Here is a 15,824-nt window from a genome sequence, read left to right as displayed (position 1 = left end):
ATGACCCCGATGGATCCGATGGGCCGGCTCACCGACACCCCCGTCGCCGGCATACGCGAGACCGTGATCGACGGCGTACGCACCGTCGTCGCGCACCGCCCGGGCCCGGCCTCCGCCGGTCTGCTCTTCCGCGTCGGCAGCGCCGACGAGACGCTCGCCACGCGCGGCATCACGCACCTCGTCGAGCACCTCGCCCTGCACCGCCACGGCATCGACGGCGTCGGCCCGCACCACTACAACGGCACCACCGACGCCACCCACACCCACTTCCACGTCACCGGCGACCCGGCCGAGGTCGTCGCGTACCTCAACGACGTCTGCGCGGCCCTGCGCGACCTGCCCGTGGAGCGGCTGGAGACGGAGAAGGAGATCCTGCGCACCGAGGCCGCCGGGCGCGGCACCGGCCCGCACTCCGACGTCCCCCTGTGGCGGTACGGCGCCCAGGGCCACGGCCTCGCCTCGTACCACGAACTGGGCCTGCCCCGGCTCGACGCGGCCGCGATACGCCACTGGGCGGCCACCCGCTTCACCCGCGAGAACGCCGTCCTGTGGATCAGCTGCGACAGCCCGTCGGGGGACCTGCCCGAGGGCCTGGACGTGCGCCTGCCGTCCGGCCCCCGCCACCCGATGCCGGCCGTGACGTCCGCCCTGCCCCACACCCCCGCCTTCTTCCACGGCGACGACGGTGTCGTCGTCCTCGACGCCGTGGTCCGCCGCTCGACCGCCGCCGGCGTCTTCTCGGACGTGCTCGGCAAGGCGCTCTTCCGCGAGCTGCGCCAGAAGGGCGGCCTGTCGTACACCGCCGACAGCGACTACGCGCCCCGGGACGCCGACTTCGCGACGATCACGGCGCTCGCGGACGCGCTGCCGCGGAAGCAGGACGCGGTCGTCGGCGGCTTCATCGACGTCCTCGCCGCCCTGCGCGCCGGGCGCGTCGACGAGGCCGACTTCGCCGCCGTACGCGCCGCCCGCCGCAAGATGTACGAGGTCCCCGACCTCGCCGCCGCCCAGCTGCCCGCGTACGCCCTCGGCCTGCTCACCGGCCATCCGCTCCCCGGCAAGGACACCTATCTCGCCGAGCTGGACGCCCTCACCCCCGCCGACCTGCACGCCGTCGCCCAGGAGGTGTGGGCGAACGCCCTGCTGAAGGTGCCCGGCGGCCGGGGCGCCGACTGGGCCGGGTTCCACGAGGCGCCGTCGCGGTCGGCCGAGGTGCTGGAGGGCCGCCGCCATCCCCACCGCACCGACTCGCGCGCGGCGCTGGTCGTCGGCGCGGAGGGCGTCAGCCTCGTCTCGCCCGGGAACCAGGCCAGCGTCCGCTACGACCAGTGCGCGGCCGTGCTGGCCTTCCCCGATGGTGCCCGCCACCTCATCGGCCTCGACGGGATGAGCGTCTCCGTCGAGCCGACCCTGTACGAGGTGACGCCCGCCGCGCTCGCCCCGATCGACGCGGCGGTCCCGCCGCAGGTCGTCGTCCCGATGCCGGTGCGCTCCCCGGACCGCATCCCGCAGCCCGAAGCCCGCCGCCCGGAGCCGCCCGTTCCGGGACAGCGCGCCTCGAAGGCGAAACTGTGGGTCCTGGGCGTGCTGGCGCTGTTCTGGAGCCTGGTCGCGGTGACCGGTACGGCGGACGAGTTCGACCCGTCGGTCGCGGCGGGCCCCGACTGGGGATTCCTCTTCACGGTGTGGCTGCTGGAGGCGTTCCTCGTGGCGGCGCTGGCGGTCACCGCCCGCCGCCACTGGAAGTCCCGCCGGGCCGCCCGCCGCTGAGCTTGGCGATCTCCCGCCGACGTCACCACCGGCCCGTTCGAACCGGGCGCCTCCTGGTGTGGGCGGGCTTCGCGCTGTTCGCCGTGGCCGACGTCGCCTCCCGGCTGCTCAAGCCGGTCGCGGCGCGGGTGCCGTACCGCGTCCAGCGGACGCTCACCACCCTGCGCGCCACGTGCGACCGCCCCTCCACGGTCGCCGTCGCCCTCGACGGCCTCACCGCCTCCGAGGAGCCCGAACTGCTGGCCCTGGTCACCCCCGAGACCTGGAAGGCGCGGCAGAGCCCGTACGGCAACGGGACCGGCGCCGCCGTCAGCGGCACCCTCGCGCCCTGGTGCGGCGCCGCCGCCGACTGGGGTTCCCCGGGCGACGGCGCCGCGGGCGCGGCCTCAAGCTGCGGTGGTGGTGGCGGGGGCGGTGGCTGCGGCGGCAGCGGCTGACCCGGGGAGCTGTACGACGCGCCGGCGGCGGGTCGGCAGGCCCGCGGTCGGGTTGGCGACGCCCCAGGCCGCTCCCTTGCAGATCAGCTCCTTGTAGAGCGCGGCCACGCGGCCCGTCAGGGCGCCGTCCTTCGTCTGGTCGTCGGCCGTGACGAACTGGATCAGGCCCTCCTTGCGGCCGAGCGAGACGCACTGCTGGAAGTACCGGATGGGGACGCGGGGCACCTTGACCCCGGCCAGGCGGGCGGCGATGGCGTCGGCGGCCTGCCAGGCCATGGGGACGCCCGAGGCGCAGGACATGCGCAGCGGCTTGTCGTTGGGCCCGATGGCCATCGCCGCGTCGCCGACGGCGTACACGTCCGGGTGGGAGACCGAGCGCATGGTGGCGTCGACCACGATCTGGCCCCGGTCGGTGAGTTCGAGGGCGGTGGCCTGGGCGATGGGGTGGACGGCGAAGCCGGTGGTCCACACGGTGACGTCGGCGGGGAGGGTCCGGCCGTCGGCCGTCGTGACCTGGTCCGCCTCCACGGCGTTCACCGCCGCGTACTCGTGGACCGTGATGCCGAGCTTGTCCGCCACCTTCCGCAGGTGGCCACGGCCCTTCTTGGAGAGCCAGTCGCCGAAGGCGCCGTGGGTGGCCAGGGCGACGTCGAGGTCCGGGCGGGCCTCGGCGATCTCGGTCGCGGCCTCCAGGCCGGTCAGGCCGCCGCCGACCACGACCACGGGCCGGCCGGCGTCCAGGGCGGCGAGGCGGTCGCGGAGGCGGAGGGCGCCGGGGCGGCTGGAGACCTCGTACGCGTGGGTGGCGGCGCCGGGCACGCCGCCGTCGTTCCAGCCGCTGCCGAGGGCGTAGACGAGGGTGTCGTACTCCAGGACCTCGCGCTCGGAACCGTCCGCCGGAGCGACCGTGACCGTCTTGCGGTCGGCGTCCACGGCGGTGACCTTCGCGAGCTTCAGCGCCACGCCCGTGCCCGCGAACATCTCGACGAACGGGCGGGGCTTGAGCTCCTGCCCGACGGCGAGCTGGTGCAGCCGGACGCGCTCGACGAAGTCGGGCTCGGGGTTGACGAGGGTGATGCTGACGTCCGCGCGGTGCAGTCGCCGGGCGACGCGGCCGGCGGCGACGGCTCCGGTGTAGCCGGCTCCGAGGACGACGATGCGGTGCTGCATGGGCCTGCTCCTGTCTGCGAGGTTCCGCCGCTGTCTTGCGCGGTTTCGCCCCTTGAACCGGGCAGCCCGGCGTTTCCTGACAGGTTCGGGATGTGAACCACGTCACATCCCGCCGGAGTCGGGTCAGAGCGTGAGGAGCGGGGGCTCCCCCTGGTGCGCGGCGGTCCACAGCTCCGTCGCCCGGACGAGCTTGTCGGGGTTGACCTGGCTGCGGACCGCGACGATGCCCTCCGCGGTGACCTCCAGGCAGGTGACCGCGACGACCCGGCCGTCCACGACCACCACGATGGCGGGTTCGCCGTTGGCGGTCGTCGCGTGGATCTCGGGCGTTCCGCCGACGAGGGCCCGCTTGGCCTGACTGGGCTTGAACAGCCCGCGCAGGAACTTCGCGACCGCGAGCGCGCCCTCGAAGCCCTTCGCACGCGCCGGGACCTTCCCGCCGCCGTCACCGGCCGCGATGGCGTCCTCGGTCAGCAGGCGTACGAGGGGTTCGGTACGGCCGCTGGTCGCCGCCGCCAGGAACTCGTCGACGATCCGCCGGGCGGCGGCCTCGTCGATCTCGGTGCGCGCCCTGCCGTCCGCGACGTGCTTCTTGGCCCGGTGGTACGTCTGCTGACTGGCGGCCTCGGTGATGTCGAGGATCGCGGCGATCTCCCGGTGCGGGTAGTCGAAGGCCTCCCGCAGCACGTACACCGCCCGCTCGCCCGGCGACAGTCGCTCCAGCAGGACGAGGACGGCGTACGACACCGACTCGCGCTGTTCGGCGGTGTCGGCCGGGCCCAGCATCGGGTCCCCGGCGAGGAGCGGCTCCGGGAGCCACCTGCCCACGTACGTCTCCCGCCGGGCGCGCGCCGAAGTGAGCATGTTCAGGCAGAGGTTGGTCAGCACCTTCGTGAGCCACGCCTCGGGCACCTCGATCCGCGCCACGTCGGCGGCCTGCCAGCGCAGGAACGTTTCCTGCACGGCGTCCTCCGCCTCACTCGCCGAGCCGAGCAGCCGGTAGGCGATGGCCTCCAGCCGCGGCCTGGCGGCCTCGAACCGGTCGACGTCACTCGTGATCAGGGCCATGCGCGCGATCGTAGCCGTCCCGGGCCGCGACGGCGGGGGTGTTTCGGCGGACCGCTCCGGCCGCTCGGGCCGCCTCACCAGGTCGCGTACCCCGAGAAGGGCCGTACGCCGTCGCCCCAACGGACCGCGATCAGCAGGTCCTTGTACGTCAGGAGGCCCGCCAGCTCCGCGTTGCCGTCGTCCGCGTCGCGGTTGAAGGTGCGCACGTCCCGGCGCTCGCCGGTGACGGCGTCATGGACGTACAGCTGATCGTGGCCCCGCCTCTCACGGGTCAGGACCGTCACCCGGCCGCCGCCCGCGTGCAGCGCCGTGACCCCGCCGGACACGGAGTCCCGCCACACCCTGTCGCCGCTGGTCAGGTCGTAGGCGACGACCTCGCCTCCGACGTGGGTGAAGAGCTTCCCGCCGTCGACGGCCACCCTTTCCCGGCTGCCCACCGGTATGCCGGCGTTGTCGCCGACGGCCTCGATCAGCGCCTGACGGCGGCCGTCGGGCCCGAAGGAGGCGAATGAGTCCGTCCCGTGCGACTCCAGCGACTCGACGTCGAGCACCACCGGTTCGGCGGACAGGAAACCGACGGACACGTCCGTGCCGATCGGGCGCCGGTCACCGAGGGCGACCGTCCACCGCGCCGTGCCGTCGGCCGGGTCGAACGCGGCGAGCTTCATCTCCTCGCAGGCGAGCACCGCGAGGACCTGCCGGGCCGAGGCGGCGACCCCACGCGGCACGCAGCCCTTCGGTACGGCGGCCTGCCAACGCTTGGCGCCGGTGCGCAGGTCGAATCCGCCCACGGCCCGATCGGCGGGGCCACCGAGCACGGCGAGTCCGCCGCCGACCGCGACGATCTCCTCCGTGTCGGTCCGCGGGCCACCGCCCGTCGTGCGGCTGGTCCGCCACAGCTCGCGGCCGTTCCTCAGGTCGATCGCGGCGACAGTGGCGCAGTCCTTGCCCGCGTCGCCATGGGCGACCAGCGCGACGGAGTCGGCCGCGACGCGGCTGGTCGCGCAGATCTCCGCCGTCCTGGGCGGGTTGTACTCCCAGCGCCGCTTCCCCGACCCGGCGTCGAAGGCCGTGACGGCGTCGTAGCGACTGCGGACGACGGTGTCCCCGACGAGCCAGGCCGCGTTGCCGTGCCCGGCGGCCGCGCGGTCGTGCGGAGTGTTCCAGACGCGCTCCATCGAGTCGCCGGGCATGTAGCCCAGTTCGGAGGCGATGACGGAGGCGAGACCCCCCAGGAGGCCGAGCGGCACCACGATCACCACCGCGAGGGCGATCGCCCTCCTCCACCACCCCGGTGCCCCGTCATCGCTCGTGCGCGTCGCCATACGGATCCCCACCCCTGGTCCAGCAGTTCGAAGGCCTCAGAGTAGGGGGCGGCCTACGCACCGGCGGACGCCTCCCGCGCGACGAGGGCGCGCCAGGAGGGGGCGGGGCGCGGGGCCGCTGCCGCCGCGGCGGCCTGCCGGCAGCGCCCGCACTGCGTCTCGTCGCCGACCGGCCGGAAGAGGTGCTCGTCGCCCGGCCCCTCGCAGACGACCATCTGGCGCGGCCCCGCGGCGGCTTCCGCGGCGACGGGCAACTTCTCCACCAGGCGGTGCCGCAGGAATCCCACCGCCGAGCGGACGCCCCCGGGCGGCAGCCCGGACGTCAGCGCCCGGTGCAGTTCGGACGCCGACAGGCCGCGCCGCAGCCACTCGGCCGCCGCGTCGGCGAGGCCGCGTGCCTCGCGGACGCCGAGCAGCAGGTCGGGGTGCGTATGCCGCAGCGAGAGGAGGACCCGCTCGGCCTGGGCGAGCTCCGGCGCCGAGGCCGGGGCCGGGGCCGGGGCCGGGGCTTTGGGTGGGCGGTGGGGATCGTTCTTCTCTCCGTCTTCGTCTTCCGGAGGGGAGCCGCCGACCACCCGGGGTGCCGATTCACCGACGGTCGGTTCCGGCGCACTCGGCGGCGCGACCGGAGGCACTTCCTCCGGAACGTCGTCCCGCACCCGCGCCGCCTCCTCCCTCGTGAGGGTGACGTTCGAGCAGAGCTGCTCGGTGGCCCACCGGCCCCGATGGTCCTGGAACTGCCACTCGTGGACGAACCCGCCCTCCACCAGCAGTCGCTTGGCCTTCTGGTACGCCCGGGGCCTCAGGCCCAACTCGGCGGCGTGCTCGCTGAGCGGCTTGTCGACCTTGCCGTCGGGGAGCCCCTGGACGTGAATGAGCAGGATCTTCGCATCGCTGTTCAGATACGGATGCCGTACGACGTCGTGCGAGACCTTGGTGTAGCGCCGAACGGGCGCGATAACATGCCGAAGCATTTTCGGTGGCTGCTTCCACTGGGAGTGAAGGTCCTCGGATCGGTGTTGGCGCACCGCCGGGGACCGCTCCATTTATCCACGGAGCGTGATGACGCGGTCACCGTACCGCACCAGCCGCCATTTCGTACAACAAGTCCGTTTCGGCGGACGGCACTTCACACCACAGGTCAGCGCACGGTCTACCCGAACTGCCCGGGCTGGTAGTCGCCGGCCGGGTTCCGGACGATGACGTTCAGGCGGTTGAAGGCGTTGATCAGGGCGATGGTCGCCACCAGCGCGGTGAGCTGCTCCTCGTCGTAGTGCTTCGCGGCGTTCGCCCACGCCTCGTCCGTGACGCCGCCGGCCGCGTCGGCGATGCGGGTGCCCTGCTCGACGAGCTCCAGCGCGGCGCGCTCGGCGTCGGTGAAGACCGTGGCCTCCCGCCAGGCCGCGACCATGTTCAGGCGCAGCGGGTCCTCCCCGGCGTGGAGGGCGTCCTTGGTGTGCATGTCGACGCAGAAACCGCAGCCGTTGATCTGGCTCGCGCGGAGGGTGATCAGCTGCTGGGTCTCGGTGGGCACGGACGCGCCCTCCAGGACCTTTCCGGCCGTGGCGAGGTGCTTGACGAACGTGGCGGCGACCGGGCTGGCGAAGAGGTTCAGTCGGGCTTCCATGGTGTGCTCCTTGGCCGTTGCTGGCGGATACACCTCTGGGACGAGGCGGCCCTGGCCGACTGTGACATGGACGGGTGTGACGTGCGTCTCCCCCGCCGGGGCCACCGCCACCGATGACTTTGCCCGTGACCGACGGTCGAATGACCGAGACCGACACGGAACACCGGAGGAGCCCGCCATGCGCACCCTGATCAGCACCGCCTTCGTCTCCCTCGACGGCGTCGTGGAAGCCCCGGGCGGCGAGCCCGGCTACCGGAACTCCGGCTGGACCTTCAAGCACGTCGAGTTCCTGCCCGAGGCCTTCGACATCAAGGGCCGCGAGCAGAAGGAGGCCACCGCGATGCTGATGGGCCGCACCAGCTACGAGGCGTTCAGCGGGGTGTGGCCCGACATGGAGGACTTCGCCGACTACAAGGCGATGCCGAAGTACGTCGTCTCCACCACCCTCACCGAGGACGCCCTGGTCCCCCACTGGGGCGAGACGACGATCCTGCGCTCCGTCGACGACGTGGCCGCCCTCAAGCAGACCGAGGGCGGCCCGATCATCGTCCACGGCAGCGCGACCCTGAACCACGCCCTGTCGGACGCGGGCCTGATCGACCGCTACCACCTGCTCGTCTTCCCGCTCCTGCTCGGCGCGGGCAAGCGCCTCTTCAGCGCCACGGACAAGGACGTCCAGAAGCTGAAGCTGGTCGAGCACGAGGCGTACGCCAACGGCCTCCAGAAGCAGGTCTTCGACGTCGTCCGCTGACCAAGCTTCGTCGCCCTTGGTCAGACGGCGGAATCGTCGAGGGGTCAGATCGCGGCTCCGGTGCGCTGGGCGAAGCCGCGCAGGCCAGGGACCTCGCCGTTGAGCGCCAGGAGCTCGGACGTGATCGCGCGGACTTTCGGCCGACGCGCCTCCTCAGGGGCGTACTGCTCCATGGCGCGCAGGGCGGCGAACGCGCGCTCGGGCTCGCCCATGTCGCGCCAGACGCGCGCGACGTCCATGCATACCCGGCCGCGGCGCTCGGCGTTCGGCAGACGGCGCGGATCGATCCGCGCGGCATACTTCAGGGCCTGGTCGCCGTCGCCGAGGGCGTGGTGGACGGAGATGCGGAAGACGCGGGTCTGGTCGATGCCGAACACGCCGGGGATGTAGAGGCGCTGGGCGGCGGTCTCCTTGCGGGTGGCGGTCTCCTCGGCTTCGCCGATCAGGTCGACGGCCTCGCTCCGCCAGCCTGCCTGGGCGGCGCTGTAGCTCGCGGTCAGCAGGAGGGTGCCCTTCATGGCAAGCTCGTCGGGCCGTGCGCTGAGGCGGGTGGTGGCCTGGTGGAGGTGGTCGATGGCTGCGCGGTACTCGCCGGCGCGGCGCATGGTGATGCCCATGGAGTGGGCGGCCTCGCCCATCACGACGGGGTCACCAGTGCGCTCGGCTTGGGCGCGGGCCCGGTCGGCGGCGATCCACGAGTAGCCCTGGTAGTTCTTGATCGCGAGCTGGGCGAGGAGGACGTAGGCGCGTGCGGCGACGTCGTGTGCGCGGGCGGCGAGGGCGGCCGCGAGCAGCGGGGGAACGGCGCGACCGAGGTCGGCGTAGCGGGCTTCGTGGAAGAAGCCGCGGGCCTGAAGGAGCGAGGCATTCAAGGTCTCGCGCGTGGCCGGCCTTGGGTCGGGGAGGTGGAAAAGGGCCCGCTCGACGAGCTCCTTCGGCTCAGCGGCCACGGCCGTGGAGGGGAGGGCGAGAGCCGCTCCCATGCCGAGGCCGAGCGCGAGAACTCCTCGTCGATCCACGTGGTCCCCTTCGCCTACGTCGTCAGCTGAAAGGCCCAGGACATCACATAACGCGGCCAGCGTGGCTGCATCCGGCGTGATCTTGTTGCCTTCGACCCGGGAGATCCACGAGGCCGAGTAACCCACCCGTTCGCCGACCGCCGTTTGAGACATGCGCTTGGCTTGCCTCGCCAGCCGCAGCTTCTCGCCCAGCTCCATCGTCATGCACACAGTGTGCCGATCCGCGCACAGGCTTTGCAGACCTTCGGCGAGACATAGCTCGATCGGCGACAGCAGTCGTTGACTGGGTGCCAGAGCCCGCTGTGGTCAGGGCGTTCCGGCGGAACGGTGCGGATCACTTACCTCCGCCGCGCGTCCGGGATCGAGTGGACGACCACGGCCGACAACGTCCAGGCCGCGCTGATCCCACGAGCCCCACAAGCCCCACGAGAAGGAGTGACGCCATGCGCTTGTTGCACGACGTGGACCGCAATCGCGCCATCGCGCTGTTGAACCAGCTCGTCACCGTCGGCGTCGACTTCAAGCTCGACGACCAGGTGACCCATAAGCGTCTCGCCCCCGCCGAGATCCGCGACCTTCTCGTCACGGACCTGCCCGAGCAGCCGACCGGCGTCACCGCGGTCGTGCAGGAACTCGTGGACACCGTCCTGCCGATGTGCAACAACGAGGCGTCCCCCCGCTTCCTCGGCTTCGGGCACACCGGCGCCGACGTCGCCGCGCTCGCCGGCGGCCTCATCGCCCTGTTCGCCCAGCAGAACCTGATCAACCAGTCGTTCGCCGCGCCGTCCGCGACATTCACCGAGATCGCCGTCATCCGGTGGCTCCGCGCCCTGATCGGCTACACCAACCCGGCCGTTCCCGAGGTGAGGACGGTGTGGGACGTCGGCGGCGTCACCACCTACGGCGGCACCGGCTCCAACACCACGGCGATGATGCTTGCGCGGGAGAACATCGCCCCCGGCACCATGCACCAGGGCGTCACCGACGCGGCCCGGATGCACATCGTCGTCCCGGCCGGGATCGGCCACTACAGCGTGAAGAGTGCCCTGGAGTGGATCGGCTGCGGCGGCCGGATCATCGAGGTCCCCACGCGCGGCTACCGCTACGACCTGGCGGCCCTGGAGCGCACCCTCACCGAACGACGGGGCGAGGTCATGTCCGTCGTCGCCTACACCGGCGACAGCCGCACGCACACTGTTGAGAACCTGCGCGCCGTCCACGGCATCACCCGCGCCGCCGACCCCCGCATCTGGCTGCACGCGGACGCCTGCTGGGGGCTGATGTGCGCCTTGACGCCCGAGCTCGTCGGCAAGCTCGACGGGATCGAGGACTTCGACTCCGTCACCGTCGATCCGCACAAGGTCATGGACATCCCGTACGCCATGTCCGCGCTCCTCGTCCGAGACCCGGCCGCCCTGCGGCTGATCTCCTCGTACTCCGACCTGATCATGCAGGAGGACTTCGCCTTCGGGCAGGTCACCCCGTTCATCGGCACCAAGGAGTGGTCCTCGGTCAAGCTGTGGGCGATGATGCGCGCCCACGGCCGCAGCGGGCTCGCCGACCTCATGCGCCGCCGCCTGATCACGACCCGCACCTTCACCGGGCTGGTCGACGACAACCCGCGGCTTCTGCGGCTGAACGACCCCGACATGACCGCCGTGGTGTTCCTGTACCTGCCCACCGGACACGACCCCGCGCGGCCGGACGTCGAACGGATCAACGCCATCAGCAAGCGCATCCACGCCCGCATCCTGGAAGAGGGCCGGTGGCACTTCCACCAGTTCTCACTCCCCGACGACACCGGCCGCCTCCAGCGCGGCGTGACACTGCATCCGCTGCGGTTCATGGGCAACAACCAGCGGATCACCGAAGGCCACATGCGCGACGCCCTCGCCTACGTCACCGGCCTCGGCCACGCCCTGGAGCACCAGTGAACGCCGCCCTGCTCACGACGGCCGCCGCCCTGCACCCCACCAGCGACGGGTACGCCCTCGCCTACGGCTCCCACGCCACCCACCCGGGGCCGACGTCCGACCTCGACCTCCTCTACACCGGAAACCAGCCCCTTGCCCACGACCGGCTCGCCCAGCTGATCGACGACGTCAAGCATCTCCACGCCGAGCACGGCCTCACCCTCGACGAGGAGGTCAGCTACACCACGAAGCTGTACGCCACCGCACAGGAGATCGAGAGCGCCGCCCGCCTCGACGGCTTCACCGGCGTGAGCGACTATGCCACTCCCGTCGGCAACCCTCAGATGCTGAACTCCCCGGCGTTCAAACGGCGGCTCCTCCTCAACGCGCTCACCACCCCGCACGTCTTCCTCACCGGCGACGTCCACACCTACCGGCGTCACGTCGCGGAGGCCGAGCGCGGCTGCGCCCTTCTCGCCCTGCGGATCACCGGGTCCGGAAAGATCAGGCTCGCCGACGCCACCAGCGCCCTACTGTCGTCTCCGGAAGGTCTGACCGAGAAGCGGTTCCTCGGCTACCGGCCCGGCCCCCACCTGTACGCGGTCCTGCGCCGGGGCCTTGCCGCCCTCGCGTACGAGCACCTGGTCCACCTCGACCACGACGCGATCACCTGGAGACCGACGTGACCACCCGAACCTGGGACGACCTCCCAGCCCTCCTCCGCCACCGCATCGCCGACCATTTCCACCCCACCGGCCCGGTCGAGCCCATCGCAGGCGGCTTCACCCCCGGCGTCCGCGTCCGGATGCTTCCGGCCGCCGGCGGCGAGGTGTTCATCAAGGCCATTCCCGCCCACGATCCGCTCGCCGACATGTACCGCACCGAGGCCGCCATCAACCGCGCCCTCCCCGACGGACTCGGCCCGCGGCTGCTGACCACCCTGGACGCGGACGGCTGGGTCGTCCTCGCCTTCGCCTACGCCGAGGGCCACCACCCGGACCTCTCCCCCGGCTCGCCCGACATCCCCGCCGTACTCGACGCCGTCGTAGCCCTCCACACCGCGCTCACCCCGTGCCCGTACCCGGGCACGCCCGAGTTCACGGACCATCCCGTCGTCGAGCGCGCGGCCGCGCATCACGACACGATGCGCGGCGACACCCTGCTCCACTGCGACATTAGGACGGACAACATCCTCATGGGCGAGCACGGCCCGCTGTTGGTCGACTGGGCCCTCGCCCACCGCGGCGCAGCATGGCTCGACGCCGCCCTGATGGTCCCCCAGCTCATCCTCGCCGGCCACACCCCCGAGGAAGCCGAGAAGCACGCCACCCACATCCCGGCCTACCGGGACGCCCCCGAAGAAGCGGTCACGGCGTTCGCCGCCTCGATCACCGGCTACTGGGAGCAGCGCGCCCACGAGGGTGTCGAGGAGCTGCAGAGGTACCGCCGACGAGCCCTGGAGGCCGGGCGGGCATGGGAGGCGTTCCGCCGCTGAGCACCGCCTCCACGGACTTATGCGCGTACCTCCATCCGCTGTGCCCCGCTCACGAGGTGCCGCCGCTCCGGGGCGCCCTTCGCACGGCACGCGGCCTCGCGGTACGCGGCCGCGGCGAACGGCCGGGGAAGCCGGACCGCCGGCTGCGGCAGCCCGCGCGGCGCGGGTTGCCGCCGGTCGCCCGTGCCCGAGCGACTAAGAGCGCCTGCGGCCCGTCGTCGAGGCGAAGCCCAGCCAGGTGTGGCGGTTGCCCCACCAGCACCAGCCCACCTTCGGGGCGTCGCGCCGCTCGCGGCCGTCGCGGCCCGTGCCGTTGCTGATCCAGATGGCCGGGGTGCGGGCGTCGAAGGTGCCGTTGGCCTTGCGCAGCCGCGAACCGATCGTCATGAAGCAGTGGTTGCGCTCCAGGGCCTCGGGCTGCTGGAGCACCCAGTGGATGCCCTCGGTGAGGACCAGCGGGGTGCGGTCCTTCGCGGTGAGGGCGGGCAGGGCCTCCTCGGGGCTCCAGTTGGCCATGTCGTCGCCCCGGTCCGGGGCGGTGACGAGGTAGAGGGGCGTGTCGGGCAGCTCGACGGTGTCGAGCGGGGTGAAGTCGTCGACGTCGGGCATGTCGACGACGACGAACCCGGGCTTGTCCGCGCGGCGGAGCAGCGGCGCGAGGGCCGAGGCGGGGACGCGGCTCGGGTGGACGGCGAGCAGGACGTCACCGTCGCCGCCCACGCCGTTGGCGCCTTCGGCGTAGGCGCGCAGCTCCTCGGGGGACAGCCCCGCGAGCTCGTGCACCCCGAGCTCGATCAGGCGCTCCGCCTGGGCGGTGAGCGGCGGGAGCGGCGGGAGCGTGGTCACGGTGGTGGTGGCGGGTACGGTTTCGGGCACAGCACTCCCTCAGTCGGCTGTTCGAAGCGGTGGCCCCGAGTCAACGACGCGCCTGCCGCGCATGTTCCCGTTCACCCGCCGCGTGGCGCGTTCACGGCACCCGGCGGGCCATGAAGAGCGCCTGTTCACCGGCCGACTGCGTCCCGTCGTACAGCGTGGTGTCCAGCCCACAGAAGGTGAAGCCCATCTTCAGGTAGGCGTGGATGGCGGGAGCGTTGATGTTGGTGACTTCGAGCCACAGGTGCCCCGCTCCGCACTCCCTCGCGAAGTCGACGGCGTGGTCCATCAGGGTGCGGCCCACGCCTCTTCCCCGCCACGCGGGCGCGACCTCGATGTCGCGGATGGTCAGCCGCGCGTTCCAGGGGTCGAAGGAGGTCTCCACGAACCCGCACAGTTCGTCTCCGTCACAGGCGACCACCGTCCGGGTCAGTTCGGGGTCGCCGCCGTCCTCGCCGTCGTCCTCGTCCTCGTCCGGGAACACCTTGTGCAGGGGCTCCGCCAGCGGTGTCCGACGGATACCGAACCCGCCTTCGGTGACGGTCACTTCGAAGACGGCGTCCGTCGTGAACGACCCGTCGAGGTCCGCCAGGGCCGCGCCGTCCTCGGGACGCGCCAGTCGGTAGACCACGGTGCCGGCCGCCGCGCCGGGCCCTCGTGCTTCGTCTGCGGTCATCTTCATGAGCCGACCGTACGTCCGATGCAGCGCTGTGCCCGCCCCGCGAGGTGCCGCCGCTCCGGGCCGCTCGTCGTACGGCGCGCGGCCTCGCGGTACGCGGCAGCGGCGCCCTCCCGGTCGCCGAGCAGCTCCAGCAGGTGCGCCCGCGTCGCGTGCAGCCGGTGGTGCCGGGCCAGGCGGCCGTCGGCCTCCAGCTCCGCGAGCAGGTCGAGGCCGGCGCCCGGGCCGTGGACCATGGCGACGGCGACCGCACGGTTCAGCGTCACTACCGGGTTGGGTCCGAACCGCTCCAGCAGCTCGTACAGCGCGAGGATCTGCGGCCAGTCGGTCGCGTCGGTGTCCCGCGCCTCGTCGTGCACCGCCGCGATGGCGGCCTGCAGCTGGTACGGGCCCACCTGCCCGCGCGGCAGGGTCCGGCTGATCAGGCCGACACCCTCCTCGATGAGACGCCCGTCCCACCGGTCCCGGTCCTGCTCCGCCAGCGGCACCAACTCCCCCGACGGCCCGGTGCGCGCGGGTCGGCGCGCGTCGGTCAGCAGCATCAGCGCCAGCAGCCCTGCGGTCTCCGTGTCGTCGGGCACCAGCCGGTGCAGCAGCCGGGTGAGCCGGATCGCCTCCGTGGACAGCTCGGGCGCGGTCAGGTCGGCGCCGCCGGTGGCGGTGTAGCCCTCGTTGAAGACCAGGTACAGCACGTGCCGTACCTCGCCCAGCCGCTCCGCGAACACCGCCCCCTCCGGCATCGCCAACGACGCCTCCCCGGCCGCCTTGATCGCCTGCTTGGCACGGCTGACGCGCTGCGCCATGGTCGCCTCCGGCACCAGGAACGCCGCCGCGATCTGCGCCGTGGTCAGCCCGCCGACCGCCCGCAGCGTCAGCGCGATCCGGCTCGCCGACGACAGCGCAGGGTGGCAGCACAGGAACAGCAGCGCCAGCGAGTCGTCCCGGTCCCCGGCCGGTACGGCGTCGGCGGCATGGCTCAGCAGCTCCGCCTGCGGCGTGGCCAGCGCGAGGCTCTCCTCGCGGCGCCGCCGGGCGCTCTCGCTGCGTACCTGGTCCACCAGCTTCCGCGAGGCGACCGTCACCAGCCAGCCGCGCGGGTTCGCAGGCACCCCCGCCTCCGGCCACTGCACCGCCGCCGCGAGCAGCGCCTCCTGCACGGCGTCCTCGCACGTGTCGAAGACGCCGTACCGGCGCACGAGCGCGCCGAGGACCTGCGGCGCCAGCTCGCGCAGCAGGTCCTCGACCCCTTGGTGCGCGGTGCTCACACGTCCGCCGAAGCCGTGGACTCGTGCAGCACCGGCCACAGCTCCACCGGCTCCACGTCCGCGAACGGCATGTCCGCCGCGATCTCCTGCGCCCGCTCCAGGCTGTCGCAGTCCAGCATGTAGAAGCTGGCCAGGTACTCCTTCGTCTCCAGGTACGGCCCGTCCGTGACCGCCGGAACCCCGCCCTCACCGCGCCGCACCAGCTGCGCGGCCGCCGCGTCCGCCAGCCCGTACGCGCCCAGCAGCTCCCCGCTCGCGCGGTACTTCGCGTTGAACGCCTCCTGCTTGGCGATCGCCTCCGGCCACGCCTCGGCCGGGAAGGAGTCCCACTTGGCCTGGTTGCCGTAGATCATCGCGACGTACTTCATCTCGGGTGTCCTCCCCGTCCCGCGCACCCCGTCGGCGCGCTGTCACCCCTTGGTCGGAGCGGGG

16 protein-coding genes are annotated in these 15,824 nt (G+C 72.5%); 6 read left to right on the top strand and 10 right to left on the bottom strand.

Translation table 11 applies throughout. The features are described from left to right. Together AB0A69_RS09765 and AB0A69_RS09760 are read left to right on the top strand one after the other, a co-directional pair. A complete protein-coding gene (locus tag AB0A69_RS09765) occupies positions 1 to 1,770 on the top strand; it encodes an insulinase family protein (protein WP_361417632.1) in 1,770 nt (589 codons plus the stop codon). A gap of 56 nt (positions 1,771 to 1,826) precedes the next feature. Further along, on the top strand, positions 1,827 to 2,207 hold the full coding sequence (locus AB0A69_RS09760; protein ID WP_361417629.1) for a hypothetical protein: 381 nt from the start codon (positions 1,827 to 1,829) through the stop codon (positions 2,205 to 2,207). Here the strand turns inward: AB0A69_RS09760 and AB0A69_RS09755 are convergent. The 5 genes from AB0A69_RS09755 to AB0A69_RS09735 form a co-directional block, all read right to left on the bottom strand. Next, a complete protein-coding gene (locus AB0A69_RS09755; protein WP_361417626.1) occupies positions 2,157 to 3,377 on the bottom strand; it encodes an FAD-dependent oxidoreductase in 1,221 nt (406 codons plus the stop codon). The two genes, AB0A69_RS09760 and AB0A69_RS09755, sit on opposite strands and share 51 nt — an antisense overlap. 123 nt (positions 3,378 to 3,500) lie before the next feature. Continuing rightward, positions 3,501 to 4,445, bottom strand: a complete 945-nt coding sequence (locus AB0A69_RS09750) for an RNA polymerase sigma-70 factor (protein WP_361417623.1) — start codon at positions 4,443 to 4,445, stop codon at positions 3,501 to 3,503. Positions 4,446 to 4,519: 74 nt separating this feature from the next. Continuing rightward, positions 4,520 to 5,770 (bottom strand): PQQ-binding-like beta-propeller repeat protein, encoded by a 1,251-nt coding sequence (locus tag AB0A69_RS09745; RefSeq protein WP_361417620.1) that lies wholly within the window; start codon positions 5,768 to 5,770, stop codon positions 4,520 to 4,522. A gap of 53 nt (positions 5,771 to 5,823) precedes the next feature. Continuing rightward, complete coding sequence (locus AB0A69_RS09740) at positions 5,824 to 6,744, bottom strand: hypothetical protein (RefSeq protein WP_361417616.1); 921 nt, start codon at positions 6,742 to 6,744, stop codon at positions 5,824 to 5,826. Positions 6,745 to 6,923: 179 nt separating this feature from the next. Further along, positions 6,924 to 7,397 carry a carboxymuconolactone decarboxylase family protein gene (locus tag AB0A69_RS09735; RefSeq protein ID WP_361417614.1) on the bottom strand — a complete coding sequence of 158 codons (474 nt, stop codon included), beginning with the start codon at positions 7,395 to 7,397 and terminating at the stop codon, positions 6,924 to 6,926. 178 nt (positions 7,398 to 7,575) lie between these two features. Here AB0A69_RS09735 and AB0A69_RS09730 point away from each other — a divergent pair, with 178 nt between their 5' ends. After that, positions 7,576 to 8,148 carry a dihydrofolate reductase family protein gene (locus tag AB0A69_RS09730; protein WP_361417611.1) on the top strand — a complete coding sequence of 191 codons (573 nt, stop codon included), beginning with the start codon at positions 7,576 to 7,578 and terminating at the stop codon, positions 8,146 to 8,148. A 44-nt stretch (positions 8,149 to 8,192) separates the two neighbouring features. Here AB0A69_RS09730 and AB0A69_RS09725 read toward each other — a convergent pair whose 3' ends face one another. Then, on the bottom strand, positions 8,193 to 9,371 hold the full coding sequence (locus tag AB0A69_RS09725) for a helix-turn-helix domain-containing protein (RefSeq protein ID WP_361417608.1): 1,179 nt from the start codon (positions 9,369 to 9,371) through the stop codon (positions 8,193 to 8,195). A 239-nt stretch (positions 9,372 to 9,610) separates the two neighbouring features. On the opposite strand from AB0A69_RS09725, the gene AB0A69_RS09720 reads away from it, so the two are divergent. The 3 genes from AB0A69_RS09720 to AB0A69_RS09710 are packed head-to-tail and all read left to right on the top strand — an operon-like array spanning position 9,611 to position 12,575. Further along, positions 9,611 to 11,101: a pyridoxal-dependent decarboxylase gene (locus tag AB0A69_RS09720; protein ID WP_361417605.1), complete on the top strand. Its 1,491-nt coding sequence runs from the start codon at positions 9,611 to 9,613 to the stop codon at positions 11,099 to 11,101. After that, positions 11,098 to 11,766, top strand: coding sequence for a hypothetical protein (locus AB0A69_RS09715; protein WP_361417602.1), 669 nt, complete (start codon positions 11,098 to 11,100; stop codon positions 11,764 to 11,766). Before AB0A69_RS09720 ends, AB0A69_RS09715 begins: the two co-directional genes overlap by 4 nt. Beyond that, the gene (locus tag AB0A69_RS09710) at positions 11,763 to 12,575 is read left to right on the top strand and encodes a hypothetical protein (protein ID WP_361417599.1); all 813 of its coding nucleotides are present in this window, start codon (positions 11,763 to 11,765) and stop codon (positions 12,573 to 12,575) included. The genes AB0A69_RS09715 and AB0A69_RS09710 overlap by 4 nt, the downstream gene beginning before the upstream one ends. Positions 12,576 to 12,770: 195 nt before the next feature. On the opposite strand, the gene AB0A69_RS09705 is transcribed toward AB0A69_RS09710, so the two are convergent. From AB0A69_RS09705 to AB0A69_RS09690, 4 genes are all read right to left on the bottom strand, one after another. Continuing rightward, positions 12,771 to 13,451, bottom strand: a complete 681-nt coding sequence (locus AB0A69_RS09705; RefSeq protein WP_361417596.1) for a DUF5701 family protein — start codon at positions 13,449 to 13,451, stop codon at positions 12,771 to 12,773. Positions 13,452 to 13,542: 91 nt separating this feature from the next. Continuing rightward, the gene (locus AB0A69_RS09700) at positions 13,543 to 14,130 is read right to left on the bottom strand and encodes a GNAT family N-acetyltransferase (RefSeq protein WP_361417593.1); all 588 of its coding nucleotides are present in this window, start codon (positions 14,128 to 14,130) and stop codon (positions 13,543 to 13,545) included. After that, positions 14,127 to 15,392, bottom strand: a complete 1,266-nt coding sequence (locus tag AB0A69_RS09695; protein WP_361417590.1) for a DUF6596 domain-containing protein — start codon at positions 15,390 to 15,392, stop codon at positions 14,127 to 14,129. Before AB0A69_RS09695 ends, AB0A69_RS09700 begins: the two co-directional genes overlap by 4 nt. Then, on the bottom strand, positions 15,389 to 15,760 hold the full coding sequence (locus tag AB0A69_RS09690) for a YciI family protein (protein WP_361417587.1): 372 nt from the start codon (positions 15,758 to 15,760) through the stop codon (positions 15,389 to 15,391). Before AB0A69_RS09690 ends, AB0A69_RS09695 begins: the two co-directional genes overlap by 4 nt. Positions 15,761 to 15,824 lie beyond the last annotated feature (64 nt).

This window comes from Streptomyces sp. NPDC045431 (assembly GCF_040646655.1).
In the GTDB taxonomy this organism is placed as follows: Bacteria; Actinomycetota; Actinomycetes; order Streptomycetales; family Streptomycetaceae; genus Streptomyces.
The sequence above is the reverse complement of the archived record's forward strand: the minus strand, read 5'-3'. Positions and strand labels throughout refer to the sequence as shown.